At 36.1% G+C, this 19,618-nt stretch carries 15 protein-coding genes and 1 tRNA gene; 14 read left to right on the forward strand and 2 right to left on the reverse strand.

Annotated elements, in window-relative coordinates:
- A complete protein-coding gene (locus RTJ53_RS01465; RefSeq protein ID WP_309576670.1) occupies positions 1-1,314 on the reverse strand; it encodes an acetyl-CoA C-acetyltransferase in 1,314 nt (437 codons plus the stop codon).
- 348 nt (positions 1,315-1,662) lie between these two features.
- Here RTJ53_RS01465 and RTJ53_RS01470 point away from each other — a divergent pair, with 348 nt between their 5' ends.
- The 4 genes from RTJ53_RS01470 (at position 1,663) to RTJ53_RS01485 (ending at position 6,158) form a co-directional block, all read left to right on the forward strand.
- Positions 1,663-3,045: a 3-oxoacyl-ACP reductase gene (locus RTJ53_RS01470; RefSeq protein WP_312275528.1), complete on the forward strand. Its 1,383-nt coding sequence runs from the start codon at positions 1,663-1,665 to the stop codon at positions 3,043-3,045.
- Between the two features lie 258 nt (positions 3,046-3,303).
- The gene (locus tag RTJ53_RS01475) at positions 3,304-4,200 is read left to right on the forward strand and encodes a MaoC family dehydratase (RefSeq protein WP_312275529.1); all 897 of its coding nucleotides are present in this window, start codon (positions 3,304-3,306) and stop codon (positions 4,198-4,200) included.
- A 121-nt stretch (positions 4,201-4,321) separates the two neighbouring features.
- Positions 4,322-5,668 (forward strand): serine hydrolase domain-containing protein, encoded by a 1,347-nt coding sequence (locus RTJ53_RS01480; protein WP_312275530.1) that lies wholly within the window; start codon positions 4,322-4,324, stop codon positions 5,666-5,668.
- A gap of 70 nt (positions 5,669-5,738) precedes the next feature.
- Positions 5,739-6,158 carry an HIT family protein gene (locus RTJ53_RS01485; protein ID WP_312275531.1) on the forward strand — a complete coding sequence of 140 codons (420 nt, stop codon included), beginning with the start codon at positions 5,739-5,741 and terminating at the stop codon, positions 6,156-6,158.
- 40 nt (positions 6,159-6,198) lie between these two features.
- Here the strand turns inward: RTJ53_RS01485 and modA are convergent, their stop codons facing one another.
- The gene (gene modA, locus RTJ53_RS01490; RefSeq protein ID WP_312275532.1) at positions 6,199-7,140 is read right to left on the reverse strand and encodes a molybdate ABC transporter substrate-binding protein; all 942 of its coding nucleotides are present in this window, start codon (positions 7,138-7,140) and stop codon (positions 6,199-6,201) included.
- A gap of 242 nt (positions 7,141-7,382) precedes the next feature.
- On the opposite strand from modA, the gene RTJ53_RS01495 reads away from it, so the two are divergent.
- The 10 genes from RTJ53_RS01495 (at position 7,383) to RTJ53_RS01540 (ending at position 19,158) form a co-directional block, all read left to right on the forward strand.
- A tRNA-Leu gene (locus RTJ53_RS01495) sits at positions 7,383-7,469 on the forward strand.
- Positions 7,470-7,863: 394 nt separating this feature from the next.
- On the forward strand, positions 7,864-8,895 hold the full coding sequence (locus tag RTJ53_RS01500) for a polysaccharide biosynthesis/export family protein (protein WP_312275533.1): 1,032 nt from the start codon (positions 7,864-7,866) through the stop codon (positions 8,893-8,895).
- A gap of 16 nt (positions 8,896-8,911) precedes the next feature.
- Entirely contained in the window at positions 8,912-9,343 is a 432-nt protein-coding gene (locus tag RTJ53_RS01505; protein WP_312275534.1) for a low molecular weight protein-tyrosine-phosphatase, read from the forward strand.
- Between the two features lie 100 nt (positions 9,344-9,443).
- Entirely contained in the window at positions 9,444-11,612 is a 2,169-nt protein-coding gene (locus RTJ53_RS01510) for a polysaccharide biosynthesis tyrosine autokinase (protein WP_312275535.1), read from the forward strand.
- Positions 11,613-11,743: 131 nt separating this feature from the next.
- Complete coding sequence (locus tag RTJ53_RS01515) at positions 11,744-13,591, forward strand: polysaccharide biosynthesis protein (RefSeq protein WP_312275536.1); 1,848 nt, start codon at positions 11,744-11,746, stop codon at positions 13,589-13,591.
- Between the two features lie 33 nt (positions 13,592-13,624).
- Positions 13,625-15,166, forward strand: coding sequence for a lipopolysaccharide biosynthesis protein (locus RTJ53_RS01520; RefSeq protein ID WP_144917751.1), 1,542 nt, complete (start codon positions 13,625-13,627; stop codon positions 15,164-15,166).
- 4 nt (positions 15,167-15,170) lie between these two features.
- On the forward strand, positions 15,171-16,142 hold the full coding sequence (locus RTJ53_RS01525) for a glycosyltransferase family 2 protein (protein ID WP_144917750.1): 972 nt from the start codon (positions 15,171-15,173) through the stop codon (positions 16,140-16,142).
- 24 nt (positions 16,143-16,166) lie between these two features.
- A complete protein-coding gene (locus RTJ53_RS01530) occupies positions 16,167-17,171 on the forward strand; it encodes a glycosyltransferase family 2 protein (RefSeq protein WP_312275537.1) in 1,005 nt (334 codons plus the stop codon).
- An 83-nt stretch (positions 17,172-17,254) separates the two neighbouring features.
- Positions 17,255-18,268 (forward strand): EpsG family protein, encoded by a 1,014-nt coding sequence (locus tag RTJ53_RS01535; protein WP_312275538.1) that lies wholly within the window; start codon positions 17,255-17,257, stop codon positions 18,266-18,268.
- Positions 18,268-19,158, forward strand: coding sequence for a glycosyltransferase family 2 protein (locus RTJ53_RS01540; protein ID WP_312275539.1), 891 nt, complete (start codon positions 18,268-18,270; stop codon positions 19,156-19,158). The genes RTJ53_RS01535 and RTJ53_RS01540 overlap by 1 nt, the downstream gene beginning before the upstream one ends.
- Positions 19,159-19,618 lie beyond the last annotated feature (460 nt).

The raw sequence follows: 19,618 nt of genomic DNA on the forward strand, positions 1-19,618 counted from the left end.
TTATTTTTCTAAAATGGCGACCACACCTTGTCCGCCCGCAGCACAGATAGAAATCAGCGCACGACCCGACCCTTTTTGATCCAGTAGTTTGGCGGTGCTGGCAAGAATGCGACCACCGGTTGCGGCAAACGGATGCCCTGCAGCAAGTGATGAGCCATTTACGTTAAGTTTACTGCGGTCAATCGCGCCAAGAGGTTTATCAAGACCTAAGCGTTCTTTGCAAAAACTTTCGTCTTCCCACGCAGCAAGCGTAGACAATACCTGTGAGGCAAATGCTTCATGAATTTCATAATAATCAAAGTCTTGCAGCGTTAAGCCTGCACGTTGCAACATACGTGGGACAGCATACGCAGGTGCCATCAAGAGGCCTTCTTTAACGCCTTTTTTACCTGTAAAATCAACCGCAGCGGTTTCTTGGTAGGTGAGATAAGCAAGCGGTTTTAATCCATTCGCCGCTGCCCACTCATCTGTGCCTAATAACACACAAGATGCGCCATCGGTCAGCGGTGTTGAGTTACCAGCTGTCATAGTCGGGTTGGCATTTTTCTTACCAAATACAGGTTTTAATGACGCCAATTTTTCTAACGAAATATCAGGACGTAGATTATTGTCGCGTGTTAAACCTTTAAATGGCGTGATTAAATCATCAAAAAATCCCTCATCGTAAGCACGCGCCAAGTTCTTATGGCTATTAAAGGTAAACTCATCTTGTGCTTCACGGGTGATCGCCCATTCAAGTGCGGTGATGGCTTGGTGGTCACCCATCGATAATTTGGTACGAGGTTCACCATTTTGCGGTGCATCAATCAAGTCTTTTGGGTTAATGCTTAATAACGCTTGCAAGCGATCTTTATTGGTTTTGGCATTATTAAGTTTTAACAGCGCTTTACGCAGCCCATCACCAATGCCTAAAGGGGCATCAGAAGTGGTATCCACACCGCCTGCAATCCCCGAATCAATCAGCCCCAAGGCGATTTTATTGCTCACCGCGAAAGCCGCTTGTAGTCCCGTAGCACACGCCTGTGACACATCATAAGCAGGTGTTTGCGGACTTAACGCCGTGCTTAACACACATTCACGAGTGAGATTGATATCACGGCTTAATTTAATGACCGCGCCTGCCACCACTTCACCCAAGCGTTTATCTTGTAAATTATAGCGTTCCACCAAGCCGTTAAGGGCAGCCGTCAACATTTCAGAGTTGCTGACATTGGCGTATTGGCCATTTGAGCGGGCGAACGGAATACGGTTGCCACCTAAAATAGCGACCTTTTTGCCAGCAGGCTGGTGAGTTGGGTGTTGAAAATTGTCCATAGAAAAGTCCTTTTGAGCAATTAATTAAAAAAATTGGCTAAGCTTAAACCAAATAACTTTTTAAAAATAACGAAATCTTTTAAAAATAACTAAACTTTTTAAGTTTTAGTGATGTTACCATAAAACGCAGACAAAAATATCGCCTAAAGGTATATATATAACGATAATTTATATAAATCAATAAAACCAATAAAATTTTATTTGATATGACTGTTCAATATTGCTTGATTGGTATAGAATTTAGACAGAAAATTTTTTTAAATTAGTGTTTTACTCAGTGTTGAACTTAGTATTTAATTAAGCCTTATCTAATAGCCTAAGCAAAACTAATTATACAAAGGAGTCTTTATGTCAGACCATTATTCCGAATTCGTTCAAAACCCACTGGGACGTAAGATTGCCCAAAATTTGGGTTTACCGATGCCCATTAACCTTGAGCGTTACAAAGACGGTCAAGCACCCGTGACAGGCAGTGTCATTTTTGGGATCAGTGAAAACGCTGTCATAGCAAATGACATCGCCAAAGTCTTGGCGAATGTGCAAGCGGATGTCTATCTAGACCCCAATGAGTCAGCGCGTGATGCTTTACAAAATGCACAGATTGACGCCGAGCAGTTTGGCGCGAATCAGTATTTTAAAGTGGCTATTTTTGATGCTTCAGGTATCAAGACAACCCATGAGCTTAAACAAGTTTACAACTTCTTTCATCCGATTGCGCGTTCGATTGACCGCTCAGGTCGCGTTATCGTCATTGGCTTGCCACCTGAAAAATGCACCAGTATTGCACAGGCAGCAGCCCAGCGTGCTTTAGAAGGATTTGTTAAATCAGTCGGTAAAGAATTTAAGCGCGGTATCACAAGCCAGCTTATCTATGTAGACCCAAATGCGGCGCAAAACCTTGAATCTACTTTACGTTTTTTTGCCTCACCGCGTTCTGCGTATGTGTCAGGACAAGTGGTGAGAGTGGGTGAAGGCAACCCAGTCACGGTTGATTGGCAAAAGCCTTTAAAAGGTAAAACACTGGTAGTGACTGGCGCGAGCCGAGGTATTGGTGAAGCCATCGCAAAGGTATTATCGCGTGATGGCGCACATGTCATCTGTGTCGATGTGTCTGCACAGCAATCGGACTTGCAAAAAGTAGCAGGTGAGATAGGCGGCTCTACTTTAACATTAGATATCACCGCCGACGATGCCGGTGAAAAAATAGCCGCAGCGGCAGCCAAACGTGGCGGCTTAGATGGGATTGTCCACAATGCAGGCATAACGCGTGACAAAACATTGGCGAAAATGGATGATAACATGTGGGATGCCGTCATGAACGTCAATCTCAATGCAGAAGAAAAAATTGATGATTACTTACTCAGTCATGATAGTTTCAATGAAAACGCGAGAATTGTATGCGTATCATCCATTAGCGGTATTGCGGGCAATTTGGGACAGACCAATTATGCCATGAGCAAAGCTGGCGTGATTGGCGCGGTACAAGCGACTGCGCCTACGTTAAAGAACGGTATTACCATCAACGCGGTAGCGCCAGGATTTATCGAAACCCAAATGACCGCTGCGATACCTTTTGCGATTCGAGAAGCAGGTCGTAGGATGAACTCAATGAGCCAGGGCGGTTTGCCGATTGATGTCGCTGAGACCATTGCCTGGCTGGCTTGCCCTGGATCGGGCGGCGTCAATGGCAACATTGTTCGCGTCTGTGGTCAAAGTGTGTTGGGTGCGTAATTATTGACGGGCTGAAAAAATCAGTATCGAAAATGTCGGTACTGATTTTTTTTCATCATTTTTTCTAAGTCAAACTTAAACTAAGCTTTATGCAAAAAATCAACAATTAGATTGTGACATTCGATTATAATAAACTAAGTTCTCAGATTTTGAGATCTGATGGTAATGAAAAGTAATGGAATATACCCCGAATACTATCTAATCAAATAGCCATTTGTTGGCTCAAGCTTAAAAAGTAAAAAAGTAAGGACAGTCTGTATGTCAGACCAAAATTTTAGTCGTTTGCCAAAGCCGCACACCACCTATGCCAATATTATCAAAAGTTTTTTACCCATTGGCGACCAAGACAAGTCAGCCCATGCGGTGTTGCCCAACGCTACTTATAGCGTGAACACGCTTGAAATAGACCATGATAACTTAGCCGATTACCGCAGAATTTGTGGTTTTGAAAACAATAGCTATGTGCCCCCGACGTATTTTGCGGTGCTGTCGCAGTCATTACAGATGAACATGATGGTCAAAGAGCCATTTCCCTTTGCCATGCTCGGCTTGATTCATGTTCAAAACAGTGTTACTCAATATCGGCGCATTAAAGATAGTGCAATTTTTAAAATGGCGGTGAGCTTTGCTAATCTGCGCGACCATGATCGTGGTAAGCAATTTGATTTTGTGACTAAAGTTTTTGAAAAAGATGAGCTGGTTTGGGAAGGGACTTCGACGTATTTATCACGCCAAAAACGTCAAAAAACGACTCAAAAATCATCGACGACGCAAGTAGAAGCCAAGCCCACACTTGATGACAATGATATGCATGAATTTTGGGAAATTCCCGAAGATATTGGGCGTCGCTATGCATTTATCTCTGGAGATTTTAATCTGATTCATTTGCATCCTTTATCTGCCAAGGCATTTGGTTTTCCAAAAGCCATTGCCCATGGTATGTGGACAAAAGCCAAATGCTTGGGTTCATTGGGTGATTTGCCAGAGAGCTTTACCTGTGATGTGACGTTTAAATTGCCGATTTTTTTGCCCTCTGAAGTGGAGTTTATCGCAAAATTTGATAATCGTGATGAGCAGGTGGATTTTGGTGTGTATGATGCCACTACACCAAAAGCCAATTTGATTGGGAAAATCACCCAAGCGCAGGCTAAATAATAGCGATAAAAAAGCGACAGAAAAATTTCAATAAGGGTTCAATGTTAAGCAGCTATTTTTTTAGCAGAATGTTTTTTAGCACAGGATTTTTTAGGATGCTATTGAAGCAATGAAGGATTTAATGGATTATCAAGTGCTTAATCAAAACCTAGCACAACTCTTATCACAATTTGATCTTAATCAAAAGGTAGGTGGCTGCAGTCTGGTCATTTTTCATCAAGGTAAAGCGGTCACTCAATTGGCTCACGGTATCGCAAATGTTGATAAGACTAACCAGCAAGTTACCCCTTGGCAGCCATCCACATTGTCGCTGAATTTTTCGACAGGCAAGGGCATACTGGTTACGTTGATTCATATTTTAGTGAGTCAAAATCTTTTAGCATATGACAAAACCCTGGCCAGTTATTGGCCAGCCTTTGCCCAAAATGGCAAAGATAGCGTCACTTTGCGTGATATGCTAACGCACGAGTCGGGATTATTTAATATTGTCAGTGTTACCGAACATGCCAAAGACATGCTAGATTGGCAACTGATGCTCAGTAATGTCGAGCAAATGGCACTAAATAGTCCAACTAATACGTATAGTTCAGGTAATAGTTCAGCTAATAATAAGCAGCCTATTAATCAGTCAACCAAATCCAGTGCGGCTTCCAATGCGGATTCTAGCGCGGCTTATAGTGCCTTGGTATCAGGCTGGGTATTGGGTGGGCTGATTGAAAAAGTAACGCAATTACCGCTGCAGCAAGCCCTAGAATATTATTTATTGGAACCGCTCGATTTGGTCGGTCAAGCTTACGTTGGGGTACCCAAAGACAAAGTTGAAAAGGTTGCCAGTCAAATACGTGCCAAAGAGACTCAGGCCAAGCCTTTACTCACTCAAGATGCTGACTCAACGCTACAATTTTATCAATCACTCCCTTTTTACCCAGCATGGTTAACATTGTCTCAATCGGACGGTCCTTTGACGACGCAGGCCATTAATGCGCTGTATTTTCAACCTGCTAATATCAATATCGAAGATTATAATTCAGCACTGGTACCCATCGGTAGCAGACAATTTAATTATTATCACCCTATCACGCTACAGGCGAAAATTCCTGCCGCAAATGGTGTGGCTAGTGCGGTAGCGTTGGCTACAATATATGCAATGCTTGCAAATCGCGGTGTTTGGCAAGGTAAAACGTTAATTAATTCTGCTCTTTTTAAGGCACTTTCAACCATTCACAATGAGCAATTTGACAAAATCATGCCAGCGGTTATGGCATGGCGACTCGGTTATCATCGCGTATTTAGTGTGTTCCATGATGTGTCTGATGCATTTGGACATATGGGTTATAATGGGTCTATGGCTTGGTGTGATCCTAGTCGCGCATTAGCAGTCAGCTTTGTACATAATTATGATGTCACTATGCTAGGTGATGATCGACAATTTATCTTGAATGAAACCATATTAGATTTTTTTGCTTAGCGTAATTGCTAGGACTTATTTCTTAGCCTCGTTTTTTATTCTGATTTAAATAAGAAAAGGAATGTAATCAATGCAGTATGACAATCAAAATATTTTTGCCAAAATTCTTCGTGGCGAGATTCCTAGCCATAAAGTTTATGAAGATGACAAAACGCTTGCCTTTATGGATATCATGCCGATGGCAGAAGGGCATGTTTTAGTGATTCCAAAATGTGAAGCCGTTGAATTGTCGGATATGCCAGCAGATTACATTGCGGCAGTTTTCAGCACCGCGCAAAAAGTCATGGCAGCGCAGCGCAAGGTATTTAATCGCCAAGGTATTGTGCAGATGCAGTTAAATAATGCAGAGGCAGGACAATCGGTATTTCATTACCACGTTCATTTGATTCCAAGCAGTATTTATCATCTTGGCTTGCATGAAGAGCGTCAAGGCGATCATGAACGCTTAGCAGCATTAGCTAATCAATTAAAATCAGTGATTGCAAATTAATTACCTGTTTGTAAGTAGCAAATGGTTAAAACCCAATTACTTATTTACAAGCAGGTAAGATGGTGGTGGCGGTACAAATCGGCAAAAACCCCGCATCGGTTAAAACATCTTGTGCTTTTGCTGATTTTAGATAATCCACAAAAATTTGACTGGTTTCAGGGTGGTTCAAAATAATGCCATCTTGAAGAATTGGCGGATAACTATCTTTAGGTAGTATTAAATAGTTATTGGTTAGCGTCTTCACATTTTGAAGGGCATTGTCATTGGGTTTATTCAATACTTGAGACAGACTTACAAATCCAAAATCTGCTTTTCCACTATCCGTTAACGCAAAAGTTTCATCTAGAGTATTGGTATAAACAATCTTAGGCTTGATATTATTATAAAGATTTTGATTGACCAACCAGGCTTCTGCTGCCACGCCATAAGCTAAACTCTTTGGATTGGCTATCGCTAAACTAAAGGGTTTATTGTCGAGCATCAACTGATCCAGCGTGGTTGTAGGGCTAATGTCCATGGGGTATTTATGGCTATAAAGCACTAGCTGACCCCGGGTATAAGTAAAGGGCGCTGCTTTAGCACCCTTAATACTGGCAAGCATTTGCTTTGGATAACTCTGATTACCCGCTAAATAAATATCAAAGCTTTGAGGATTGGCATTGACCGTATCATACAGCGCAGCATTGGGCTCAAAGGTAATTTGAATCTTTATATTCGGATAATTGTGGTTAAAATCTGATACCAAGATAGGCAATACCATACGAAGATTAGAAAAAGCGGCTATATGTAGATTCTGAATCACTTTAGGTGAAGGGGCAGCAGGCGCATTTTTTGAAATAGCTTTGGTAGATTCTTTGGTAGATTGGTTATTGGCCGACGTTGAATTTTGATTGTTATTTGATGAATTACAACCTGCCATTAATGCTGTGATAATACATAGCATTGTGTTAAAAAAGATTGTGGTAGGTTGATTAAAAGTCATAAATTAACAAATTTAACCCTAGTTTTTAGCGATATTATGATTAAGTGGCGGGCAAGAATACTATACAAAGTAGTAAGTGAGTGTGTTAAAAACGTATCGATTTTATTGAAAAATTATTTTTTAGGTATTTTTTGGTTCAAGACAGAAATAATTGAAAAAGTTGTTGCAAAAAAAAATAAAGTTGCTAAAATACCACCCCACATAGCCGATTACAGATGAACTAAAAAGCTATAGCCATCTATGCCAGTGTGGTGAAATTGGTAGACACGACGGATTCAAAATCCGTTGCCTTTAAAAGCGTGTCGGTTCGAGTCCGACCACTGGTACCAAATTAAAGCTCCTAATTACAGGAGCTTTTTTTTTAAACTAAAATTGCTTTATAAAAGAATGATTAAGGTATTATTTTTAATTGTTTATCAAGCAAATCTATAATGCTATAATGGATTAAACATTATTGAAAATAAGAGTTAACGCTTTTTTCAATAGTTAACATGATAAAGTGATAGGTCATGATGGCTATTTTGCTTACTTAAATTTACAAAATTTACAAGCGGGTAGCATTAAACTTTTATTACAATTACGCACCATATTGGTTAATACTGTTAGATTTTGCCTTTTATTCTACGAGATTGTCACATGTTAGCAAAGCTTATAAAATTATCTCCTATCATCTTTGCACTTTCACTTGCTGGATGCAGCTCTAAAACAGCGATTACTAGCGGTATGAATGTTGGTAAATTGCCTGAATCGACAGTACCCGACCAACCCGTGTCATTTGTAGCAGATAATGGCATTCGTTTTAATGTGACCGAATTAACCGCAAATAACATTCCAGTACCTAATCTATTAGGGCCGAGAACGATCTCATTTCCGCCTGTCTCAAAATCCGCTGCAACCTATAGTACAATTGCAAAAGGCGATGTGGTTGAAATATTCTTACCAGCATATCCTGAAATCACACCTGTCGTGCAATCCACAGGGAATAATATTTATGCCAACGGCTACCTAGTTGACCAAAGTGGTTTTTTGCAGTTTCCCATGATAGGACGAGTGAAAGCGGAAGGTTTAACAGTTTCACAACTTACCAACCAAATAGCTAGCCGTTTATCTCGTTATCTTAAACACCCAGATCCGCAAGTACGGGTTATCTCCTATCGTGGGAATAAGTTCTATGTTGATGGACAAGTAAAATCGCCTGGGCAATATGACATTGCAGATCAGCCCGTCAATCTCTATACCGCAATCAGTATGGCAGGCGGTACTATTAATACCTCAGATACCAATAACATTCAGCTGATACGCGACGGTAGAAGCTATAACTTTGGTTTTAAATCACTACAAAATGCCGGCTATTCCCCAAACTCGCTATATTTGAGAAATGGTGATACTATCAAAGTTGGTGATATTACCAATCATAAAGTCACCGTAATGGGTGAGTTTACCAAACCGAGTACTATCCAGATTCCTGATAATGGGTTAAGTTTGATTAGTGCGATTGGGGAAGCCAATGGTATGGTACCTACCTCTGCAAATGCCAAAAAGGTATACGTACTAAGAGAAAATAGCTACCAAAACGAGTCAAATATCTATCATATTGATTTAACATCCATTACAAATTTTTCGGTTGCAAATCGATTCAAAATGCAGCCGGGTGATGTCGTGTATGTAGACCCAACAGGCCTGACACGTTGGAACCGTGTAATCAGTCAAATCTTACCATTAACTTCAATTACAAGTGTGGCTAGCAGTTTTTAACGAATGGAAATTAACGATGTCATTTAAAAAAATTTTAGTGGTATGCGTTGGTAATATCTGCCGTAGCCCCATTGGTGAAGCGCTATTACAGAAACAGCACCCTAATCTAATCGTTAAATCAGCGGGATTAAGCGCATTAGTGGGCGAAGGGGCAGATGAAAAAGCCATTCAAGTGATGGATGAATGGAATGTTGATATGCGTAGTCATCGCGCCCAGCAGCTTACCCAAGAATTGATGCAAACCTTTGATTTAGTACTTTGTATGTCTAAAGATCAAGAGAGTTGGATAAAACAAAATTATTCAAGCCAACGTGGGAAAGTATATCGGATTGGTCACTGGATAAACGAAAATGTAGCCGATCCTTATAAACTACCCATTGAAAGATTTTATGAAAGTCGAGCAGTGCTCAGTAAAGCTGTAGAAAGCTGGAAGGATAAATTAGCTTAACTTCTAAAGCTAGCGAATTTTTCGAAATTATAAGAAAAATTTATTTATTCTGTAACAATTAAAATGTATTTTATCGTAGTTTAGAATCAAGTGAGTAAGCATGGATCAGAAAGTAAATGATGATGAAATTGATTTAAGAGCGTTAATCGCGGTCTTATTAAATCATTGGAAATTAATTTTATCAATGCTGTTACTTGGTTTATTAGGCGGTATTTACTATGCCCAATCGGCAACGCCAATTTATAAAACCAACTCATTAATTCAAGTTGACAAAAAATCCTCAGGTGTTTCTGCGTTAGGTGAGGATGTTGCCGGTCTTCTAAACGCTCAAGATGGTTCTGCACAAACGGAAGTAGAAATCATTAATTCTCGCATGATTCTGTGGCCTGTTATAAATCAATTGCATTTAGATTTAACTGTCAATCAACTTAAAGACAGTTTTTTAGACAAATTACTTACCAAGAAAAGTGTTCTGGTTAGTCATACAGACAATGGTGTGGGTAACTTAAAGGTGGGACTTTGGATAGCTGAATTTAATGTACCATTAGCTTATCAAAACAAGAATTTCGTGTTGACAGCAATTGACAGCCAAAATTTTAAACTGATCTCTCCTGATGGTACAGAGTTTACGGGTAAAGTTGCAACCGCATCGCGTTTTAAAACGAGCGCAGGTAATATTGATATTCAAGTGACCTCATTAGCACCTGGCTACTCTTACAATGTAAGTAAACTTACACCCGCTAAAGCGATTAGTAATTTACGTACTACACTTGCAGTGGCTGAGAAAGGCAAGCAAACAGGCATTTTAGATGCTTCACTTACAGGCGCTAATCAAGATGAAATCACTAATACCTTAACGCGCATCGTAAAAATGTATGAAACGCAAAATCTTGATAAAAGTAGCGCGGAAACGACTAAAACCCTCGCATTTATGCAAGAGCAACTACCTAAATTAAAAACAAAACTTGCCGAAGCGGAAGCAAAATTTAATAACTTTCGTGAACAAAATGCGACAGTTGATATTGATAAAGAAGCTGAACTAGCTATCAAAGTAAGATCTGAGATTGAAACCAATCTTCGTGAACTTGAGCTAAAACGAGCAGAATTATCCGAGCGCTATACGGATGAATATCCTGTATTAAAGCAATTAAATATGCAGATTCAGGAATTAAAAGACAAGGAAAATTCACTTCAGGAAAATATTACACGTATTCCAGAAGTTCAACGTCAGTTTTTAGAGTTATCGAGTGACGTTAAGATTAGCAATGAAATTTATTTAAATATGCTTAAAAACTATGAGCAGCTTCAAATTGTCAAATCTGGACAATTGGGTAATGTACGCATCATAGATTTACCTATTAACACCTATGAACCTATTGCACCAAAAAAAGCGCAAATTGTCTTAATTGCGACACTTTTAGGCTTGATGTTAGGTATCGGGCTAGCATTCTTAAAATCATTGCTGTTTGCAGGCGTGAAAAATTTAGAAGAATTAGAGAACAATACAGATATTCCGGTGATTGGTGTCATTCCTCATTCGCCTCGATTAACGCGGTTGTTAAAAAGTAAATCAACTAAAATTCCCTTGGTTGAGCAAATCGAACCTGAAGGTATTGTTAGTGAAGGCTTTAAGTCCATTCGCACTCATTTATTGTTTAATGCAACAAAAACCGATGGCAACACGTTGTTAGTGACGGGTGCAGGCCCTGGTATTGGTAAATCATTTATTTCAGCCAACCTTGCAGTGGCAATGGCAATGACAGGTAAACGTGTACTGTTAATTGACGCCGATACTAGATTAGGTCATCTGCAAGATCGATTTAATTTGCCAAATATCAATGGACTGGTTGACTATTTGGTTGATGATACGATTGATGCTGCTAATAGCAGCTATATGATTCAAACCACGCTATATGAAAATCTGCATTTTGTACCTAGGGGCAAAGGACATAGCCACGCTTCAGAATTGCTCCTAGGTAGAAAAATGAAAGCATTACTCAATTTTTATTGTCAGTTCTATGACTATATTATTATTGATACCTCTCCAGTGTTGGGTACTTCAGATGCGCAATCGTTAGGGCAATTGGTTGATTCAGTCTTATTTGTGGCGCGTTACGATATATCAACTGTTAAACAAATTAATTATTCAATTGAAAGATTACAGCGTGCGAATGTAAAAGTAGAAGGGATTATTTTCAATGATGCGAAACAATCGATAATTGGTAAGTACAATGATCAGTATGGTTATGAATACAAATTAAAAGATTAACGATATAAAGATGAATCATAGCCCTATCATCTATTAGGTTTTATATGAGCAATACAACTAACGCTACTAAAGCGCCTTTAGCTTTTACTGTACTATCCAATGCGATTGAGCAGCCTCGCTGGCTAAAAGTGGTGAGCCTGTTTGTGATAGATTATATTGCATCTATTATTACTTTGATTTTAGCGATTGCCCTAAGGTATGCAAAATTTGATTTTCATACCAATATCTTGTCAATTATGCTACTTGGCGCTTTACCTGTTATCTTTTTAGCGGTTACTAAGTTTTACTCGCATGTTATCCGAGTTTTTCAAGATGAGAGTATGCGCTGGGCGCTTGTAGTTTTGTTAGGTTATCTATTAATTAGTCAAATACTGATTTTTTTAGGGGTAACACCTGATATTCCTAGAGCGGCGACCGCTATCCATGTTTTTTTGCTTTATTTATGGATATGGAATAGCCGAATTGTTTTGCAATTTATTATTTCAAGAACATTGCATCCTGAATTTTACACACAAAAAAAAGAAAATGTATTAATCTACGGTGTGGGTCACATAACCAAAGATTTGATGCATGTGCTTCATCAAACTCACCAATTTAAAATAGTTGGGATTATCGATGTCAATGATAACTTTATTGGTGCTAGGGTATTAGGGGTTAAGGTCTACCCTAAAGATAACCTTGAGTCTTTAATAACAGACTTGGAAGTTAATCATGTATTTTTTGTATTACCTAGCCATCAGCGTCATATCCAAGAGCATATTGTTAAGCAATTAGAAAATGTACCAGTTAAAATTAGTGAAATTCCAAGTTTGGAAGAAATCACCAGTGGTCGAATTAAATTATCAGATATTAAACCGGTTGATGTGCTAGATGTGTTACAACGAAATACGGTTAAACCAGATACATCGCTTCTTGCCAAAAATATCAAAGATAAAGTTGTCATGGTCACAGGGGCGGGCGGTTCAATTGGTAGTGAGTTATGTCGGCAAATATTAAAGCAGCAACCGAAAGCCTTGGTATTATTTGAACTGTCAGAGTATGCGCTTTACGCCATACATGGTGAACTACAAAAACTTGCTAAAAATATGCAGCAGGAAAGACAACTACCGACTGTGACGCCGTTATATGTGCACCTAGGCAGTGTTACCAATCAAAAACTTATTGAACTGTTATGCAACCAGTACAAGGTTCAAACCATCTACCATGCAGCCGCTTATAAACATGTCCCTATCGTCGAAAGTAACGAATACGAGGGTGTAATCAATAATTTTGTTGGTACTTACAATACTTTAAAAGGCGCAGTCAGTGCGGGCGTAGAGACTTTTGTGGCCATCTCCACTGACAAAGCCGTCCGACCAACCAATGTCATGGGCGCTACCAAACGCATGGCAGAGTTGGCGTGTCAAGCGATGGCTGCAGACCAATCAACAACCACTATCAGTATGGTAAGATTTGGTAATGTATTAGGTTCATCAGGTTCTGTCGTACCGCTGTTTAATAAACAAATTGCCGCAGGCGGACCTATCACCTTGACGCATCCAGACGTGACAAGGTATTTTATGACGATTCCTGAAGCGGCTCAGCTTGTAATTCAGGCAGGCGCAATGGCACATGGCGGCGAGGTATTTGTGCTGGATATGGGTGAGCCAGTCAAGATTATGGACTTGGCCAAGCGTATGATTAGCTTAAGTGGACTTAAAGTTAAAGACCAAAATAATCCGAATGGTGATATTGAAATAGTGATTGCCGGTCTAAGACCGGGTGAAAAGCTATATGAAGAGCTTATTATTGATGGGGATAATATCGAAACCACACAGCATCCACTCATTATGAAAGCAAAAGAGCATTTTTATAGTTATGATGAGATTGCAAATATCGTAGAGCAAGTATCCCTGCAAAATGTTAATAGTAAAGATACAAGTTGGCTAAGATCACAGTTTTTAAAATATGTCGAAGGTTATAAGACTAATTTTATTTAATATCAAAATATCTTTAGGTGGAAAATAGGCTTTATGTCTAATAAAAAAATAGCTTTGAACACAATTGCTTTATACCTTCGATTAATAATTACCTTAGTAGTCAGTTTATTTACAACAAGACTTGTTCTAAATAATCTAGGTGCACAAGATTATGGTTTATACGGTACTGTTGGTGGTATTGTAGCATTAATTAGTTTTATACAAACCGCCTTATCTACTGCCACTAATCGCTTTTTTAACATTGCAATGGTAAAGAATGAAGTTGATCATGTTCGACGTCTTTTCGTAACCTCATTTTTTTTACATATAGGGATAGCTATATTTATTAGTTTGATCTTAGAGATTATTGGAAGTATAGCTATTAGTCATTATATAATTTTGCCAATTAATAAAATTGATACTGCTCAGAAAATTTTACATTTATCTGTATTATCATTATTTATTTTGATTATAACTATTCCATTTGAGGCGTTATTAATCGCTAAAGAAAACTTCAAAGCATATGCTTTTATAAGTATCTTTGACACTTTTTTTAAATTATTAGTATCTTACTTATTGATCTATTTTGCCGATAATAGATTAATTTATTACTCTTTAGGTTTATTGTTAGCGACCATAATTACTAGATGTTTATATGTTAGAGTAGTTAGGAATCAATATATTGAGGCTAAACTTAAAGGAGATATAGATAAGTTATTCTTAAAGAAAATTTTTGAGTTTGTCAGCTGGGATTTATATGGAAACTTTTCAGTTATTTTGAAAACTCATGGTATTACTCTTATAATGAACAATTTTTTTGGTTTAATTATGGTTGCTAGTATTCAAATTGGTAATCAAATAATGGGAGCTTTAGGAAGTTTTTCGGGAAGCTTTTTAATGGCAGTTAGACCTCAATTGATGAGAAGCTACGCTGAAAATGATATAAGAAGAATGAATGAATTAACAATTTATGCTTCTAAATATTCTTATTACTTACTTTTATTATTATGTGCGCCAGTTTTAATGAATATAGACTATATTTTAAAAATTTGGTTAGTACATCCTCCAAAATATAGCAAACCTATTTCAATTTTAATGATACTCTCGGTATTAGTTAATAGTATATTTTTACCATTGAACAGTTTGATACATGCAACAGGAAATATTAAAGGTATCAGTCTAATAACTGGTTCTGTTATTTTAATTTCTGTACCTATTATTTATATTTTATTTTTATATGGTTTTAATTACTATTGGGCTTTTATCATTGAAAGTTTAATAATTCTTCTAGCGGGTATAGTTAATTTGATAATAACAAAAAAATTGATTCCAGAATTCGATAGTAAAGGTTTCATTAATTATGTTCTCTTAAACTTAATTTTAGTCAGTATTGTTCTTTTATTTTTAATGCGTACATTAATTTATTTAGAGCTTTTTGAATACCAAAATTTTTCAAATTTACTTATCTTAGGTGTAATAACAGCAAGCTTAACATTATTAGTTATATTTATAGTAGGATTAGAAAAAAATTCTAAAAAAACTGTTTTACAATTTATAGTAAATAAATTTAACATTAATTCTAAAGTGAGAAAATGAAAATATGAATACTGAATTAATTAGTGTTGTTATTCCAGTCTATAATACTGAAAATTATTTAAGAAGATGTCTAGAATCAGTTATTAATCAAACTTATAAAAATTTACAAATTATTATTGTTGATGATGGTAGTAATGATGATACTAAATATATATGTCAGGAATTTGCTAAATTAGATAATAGAATTGAATTAATTCAAAAGGATAATGAAGGCGTTAGTATAGCTAGAAATCTTGGCATTGAAATGGCTAAAGGCGAATGGATTTACTTTTTAGATAGTGATGATTATCTTGAAAAAGAAGCCTTTGAGCAGTTATTGGTTTTTGCTATGGAACATAATCCAGATATTATTCAATTTGGTGTAAGAGATGTAAATGATACTGGGCATATACGAACTAGGGTACCCCAAAAATTTGCGGTCTATAATAATAATATAGATTTTATAAGAAATAATAATTTAACTCCATTATCATTGTGGGTTCATTTATATAAGTTGGATTTTATTAACCAACATCATTTACGTTTTAATGAAAATATGGCTTATGCAGAGGATTTGCTATTTACCCATCTTGCGATTTTTGAGGCTCACACTATTATGCAGATAGATAAAATTTTTTATAACTATTACTTATCCCACAATTCTGCTACTCGTAAGGCTGTTAAAATTACAGTTTTATATGATCATTTAAAATTTTTAGATGAAATAAGCCAAAGTATATTTAAATTAAATGCTAATAAGCAGTTAAAGAATTATTTTTTCCAGCTAAGTAAATATTTATTTATTTTACCTAATTTACTAGAAAAAAAATCCATGAGTAAACATGCTGATGTTGTTCAAGATAAATATCGACATATGTATTTAAATAATCCTGACCTGTTTAGACATCCTATGTTTAAAATTGCTTATTTAAATTTCACTACAATAAGTAAGTTGTATTCAGTAAGGTTATATATAAATACTTTAATTAAAAATTAATTAATTACTATTAGAGATAAAGTAATGTGCCTAGAAAAAAAAGTTTCCGTTATCATGCCTGTATATAATGCAGAAAATTTTATTTTAAATACTTTGATTTCTCTTGAAAATCAAACTTATCAAAATTTAGAGATTTTAATATGTGATGATTGTTCCAATGATAAGAGCTTACAAATTATTAAAGAGTTTATTCTCATTCATCCTAACATGAATATTAAACTGTTTAAGAATAATGAAAACCTAGGTTATCTTAAAACGTCTAATTTCCTTAAAGATAAGGTTACAGGGGATTATTTAACATTTCAAGATGCGGATGATCTAAGTGATCCCGAGAGAATTAAGAAGCTTGTCTTTTTTCTAGAGGAAAAAAGCTTAGATGTTGTTGGCTCTGCGATTAATATTATGTCAGATAAAGGAAAGATAGTTTCATCCATTCAGTATCCAATTGAGAATGAAAACATATATAAATCATTCAAAGTTAATCCTCATCCGCCTTTTTGCGGCTCCGCTGTGCTTACAAAGATACGAATTATTCAAGAACATGGTTTGTTTGATGAATCATTTAATCGTATTGGAGCTGAAGACTATGATTGGCTCTATCGATTGGCATTAATGGGCTATAAGATGGGAAATTTGTCTGATAAGCTTTATTGCTATCGTCAGCATAGTCAAGGTGTCTCTAAAATAAACTTCCATAACAATATTTTGTCTTTGTATAGTGCTGCAATCGCTAAAGATTTATTTGTTGCAAGATTAAGTGATGTTACAACGAAAGACTTTGATTGGTTCAAAGAAAAATACTTGGAACAGCATGCTATGAATCCTGAAAAATATTTTTATATTACTTTAGGTAATTCCTTTTTTTTATCAAGAAAAGAAATAGCTCAAGCTTTTACTACCTTTTATATAAATACGCCATGGTCAAAAAATAAATTAAAATATTGTGCTCTAGCAGTTGGCGTATTGATTTTTGGAAAAGATAACTTTGAAAAAATTAAAAACCCAATAAGAAAAATGAATTTTTTATGAATAGTCACAAAGCAATTTTTTCTCAATGTAATTGTTTGCTACTGTATATGGGTTAATTAATGCTTCCATATTTCGCCGTCTTAGTGTTAGTAATTGTCTGGATAGCTTTAGAACAAAAAGCAACCGGCAGGAAGTCGTTTTGGATACCTTTACTATTTTTATCGCTTTTTGCAGGTATGAGAAGTTATAGAGTAGGTACGGATACTGGAGGTTATGTAAGCAACTACACTAATAGTTTAGACCCTAATTATTATCAATTTAGAGACGATGTCGAAAAAGGTTATCAACTATTTGATTATTTATTATTGCATCTTACTCATAATTATGCTTGGCTGTTATCTATTACCGCATTATTTATTGTTTTTAGCTACTTAAAGTTCATCAAAAAATACGCCCAAAACTATCTATTAGCAGTCATTATATACATTACCTTTGGTGTTTATAGTTTCTTTTTTAATGGATTGCGACAAGGTATTGCCATGGCAATTATGATGTATGCGATGCCAGCACTATTAGATAATAAGTTTTGGCGATATTTATTGGTATGTTTAGTAGCGTCGATGTTTCATATTTCAGCCTTATTTATGATTCCATTTTATTTTGTGGTTAATCTTAAGATTAAAATTCGTTATAAAGTCTTGTTTGTGATAATGGGTACCGCTCTTGCCGCTGCACCTTTGATTCAATATATAGCTAAAGACAATGTACGATATGAAGATTATGCAAAAGGTGATAATGTTGGTGGATTATTCACCTTAGGTTTCTATGTCATTCTTGCCTTATTTATATTAGCTATGAATGCCAAACTAAAAATTCAAGATGAAGTTTTTATAAAGCTATCAACTTTATATTTTTCAGGTATTGCTTTACTAATACCGATTGCATTTTTAGGAACAAACCCCTCTGGACCACAACGAATTTTAAATTACTTTACTTGGACAATGGTTATCATTTTACCTACAATTTTTGTTAAAATAAAAGGAGTATTTATAAAATTATTGTTTATTTGCCTTTGCATTGTTTACTTTTATCTTACCACAACTCGCTTTAGTGACTTAACCCCCTATAGGCTTAATCCATTATTTGAGATATTTTAATGAATAATCAACCATTAATCACAATCGGTGTTCCTATTTATAACGCAGAAGACTACTTAGCAGATGCCATAAAATCGATATTAGCTCAAAGCTATCAAAATTTTGAGCTTATTTTAGTTAATGACGGCTCAAAAGATAACTCACTCGAGATTGCTAAAGATTTCGCAAAACAAGACAATAGAATTAGAGTAATCTCGGATGGCATCAATAAAAAATTACCTGCGAGATTAAATCAAATTATACGTGAAGCCAAAGGCGTTTACATTGCAAGAATGGATGCGGATGATATGATGCATTCAGAACGAATAGCTAAGCAATTAAATTTTCTGCAATGCAATCCACAATTTGATTTGGTTTCTACTTCTCTGATTTCCATTAGAAATAATAATGAAATTATCGGTATTAGGACTTATTTTCCAAAGCAAGTTACAAAAAAAGATGCCTTACTAGGTCAGTCGGGTATTTTACATGCTTCTATCTTAGCTAAAAAAGCATGGTGCCAACGTAATTTATATAATGAATTTAACGCACTTGCGGAAGATCATGAACTTTGGCTATCTGCAGCTATTAAAGATGATTTAAAAGTAGGCTTTTTACCAGAGTATTTATATTACTACCGTGAAGAGAGTAGTGCAACTAAACAGAAAATGCTTAAAGGTTATAACACGCAAACACAAATTATCAAGAAGTATTATCAAAACATTTTATCAGAAACTGAATACAAATTTAATATACAAAAATTTGCTGTCAAAAAGTCAATCGTCAAGTTAGCAGACGCTATCAATATGATGCATATTATTTTAAAAAGACGAAGTAATTTAAAAGTTGATGATGAAATTATAAATGAGTATTTAAAACAATTAGCAATTATTAATAAGGTTGATAGCTAATGAAGGTACATATAATTGGTACAGTTGCTTCAAGCCTATATACCTTTCGTAAAGACTTAATCCTTTCTTTAATTAACAAAAACTTGACCATTTATGCTTTTACCTCTGATAGTAACCTAAAAGAATTGGATAAAATTGCAAAACTAAGTGCAATCTCAAGTCATTACCAACTTAGCAGGGGCAGACTAAGCCCTTACGAAGTTTTATCAAACACTATCAAACTATACCGACAAATCAAAAAACTCAGCCCAATATTGTTTTTAGTTGCTTTATCAAACCTGTCATCTAATGGTTTTTTGATACTCAATTGGATTCCACGAGCCCTCAGTTTGTCTAATGGGGAAATCGAAGCAAACAACCAATGAGCTAGAAAACCCATTGAATAGCTTTTTTTTAATAAGAAAATAGCTATAAAAAATGGTTAGAACTTTCTACGGTATAAGATAGATAACTTTTGGAT

It is taken from the genome of Moraxella sp. CTOTU46711, from assembly GCF_031975715.1.
Lineage (GTDB): Bacteria > Pseudomonadota > Gammaproteobacteria > Pseudomonadales > Moraxellaceae > Faucicola.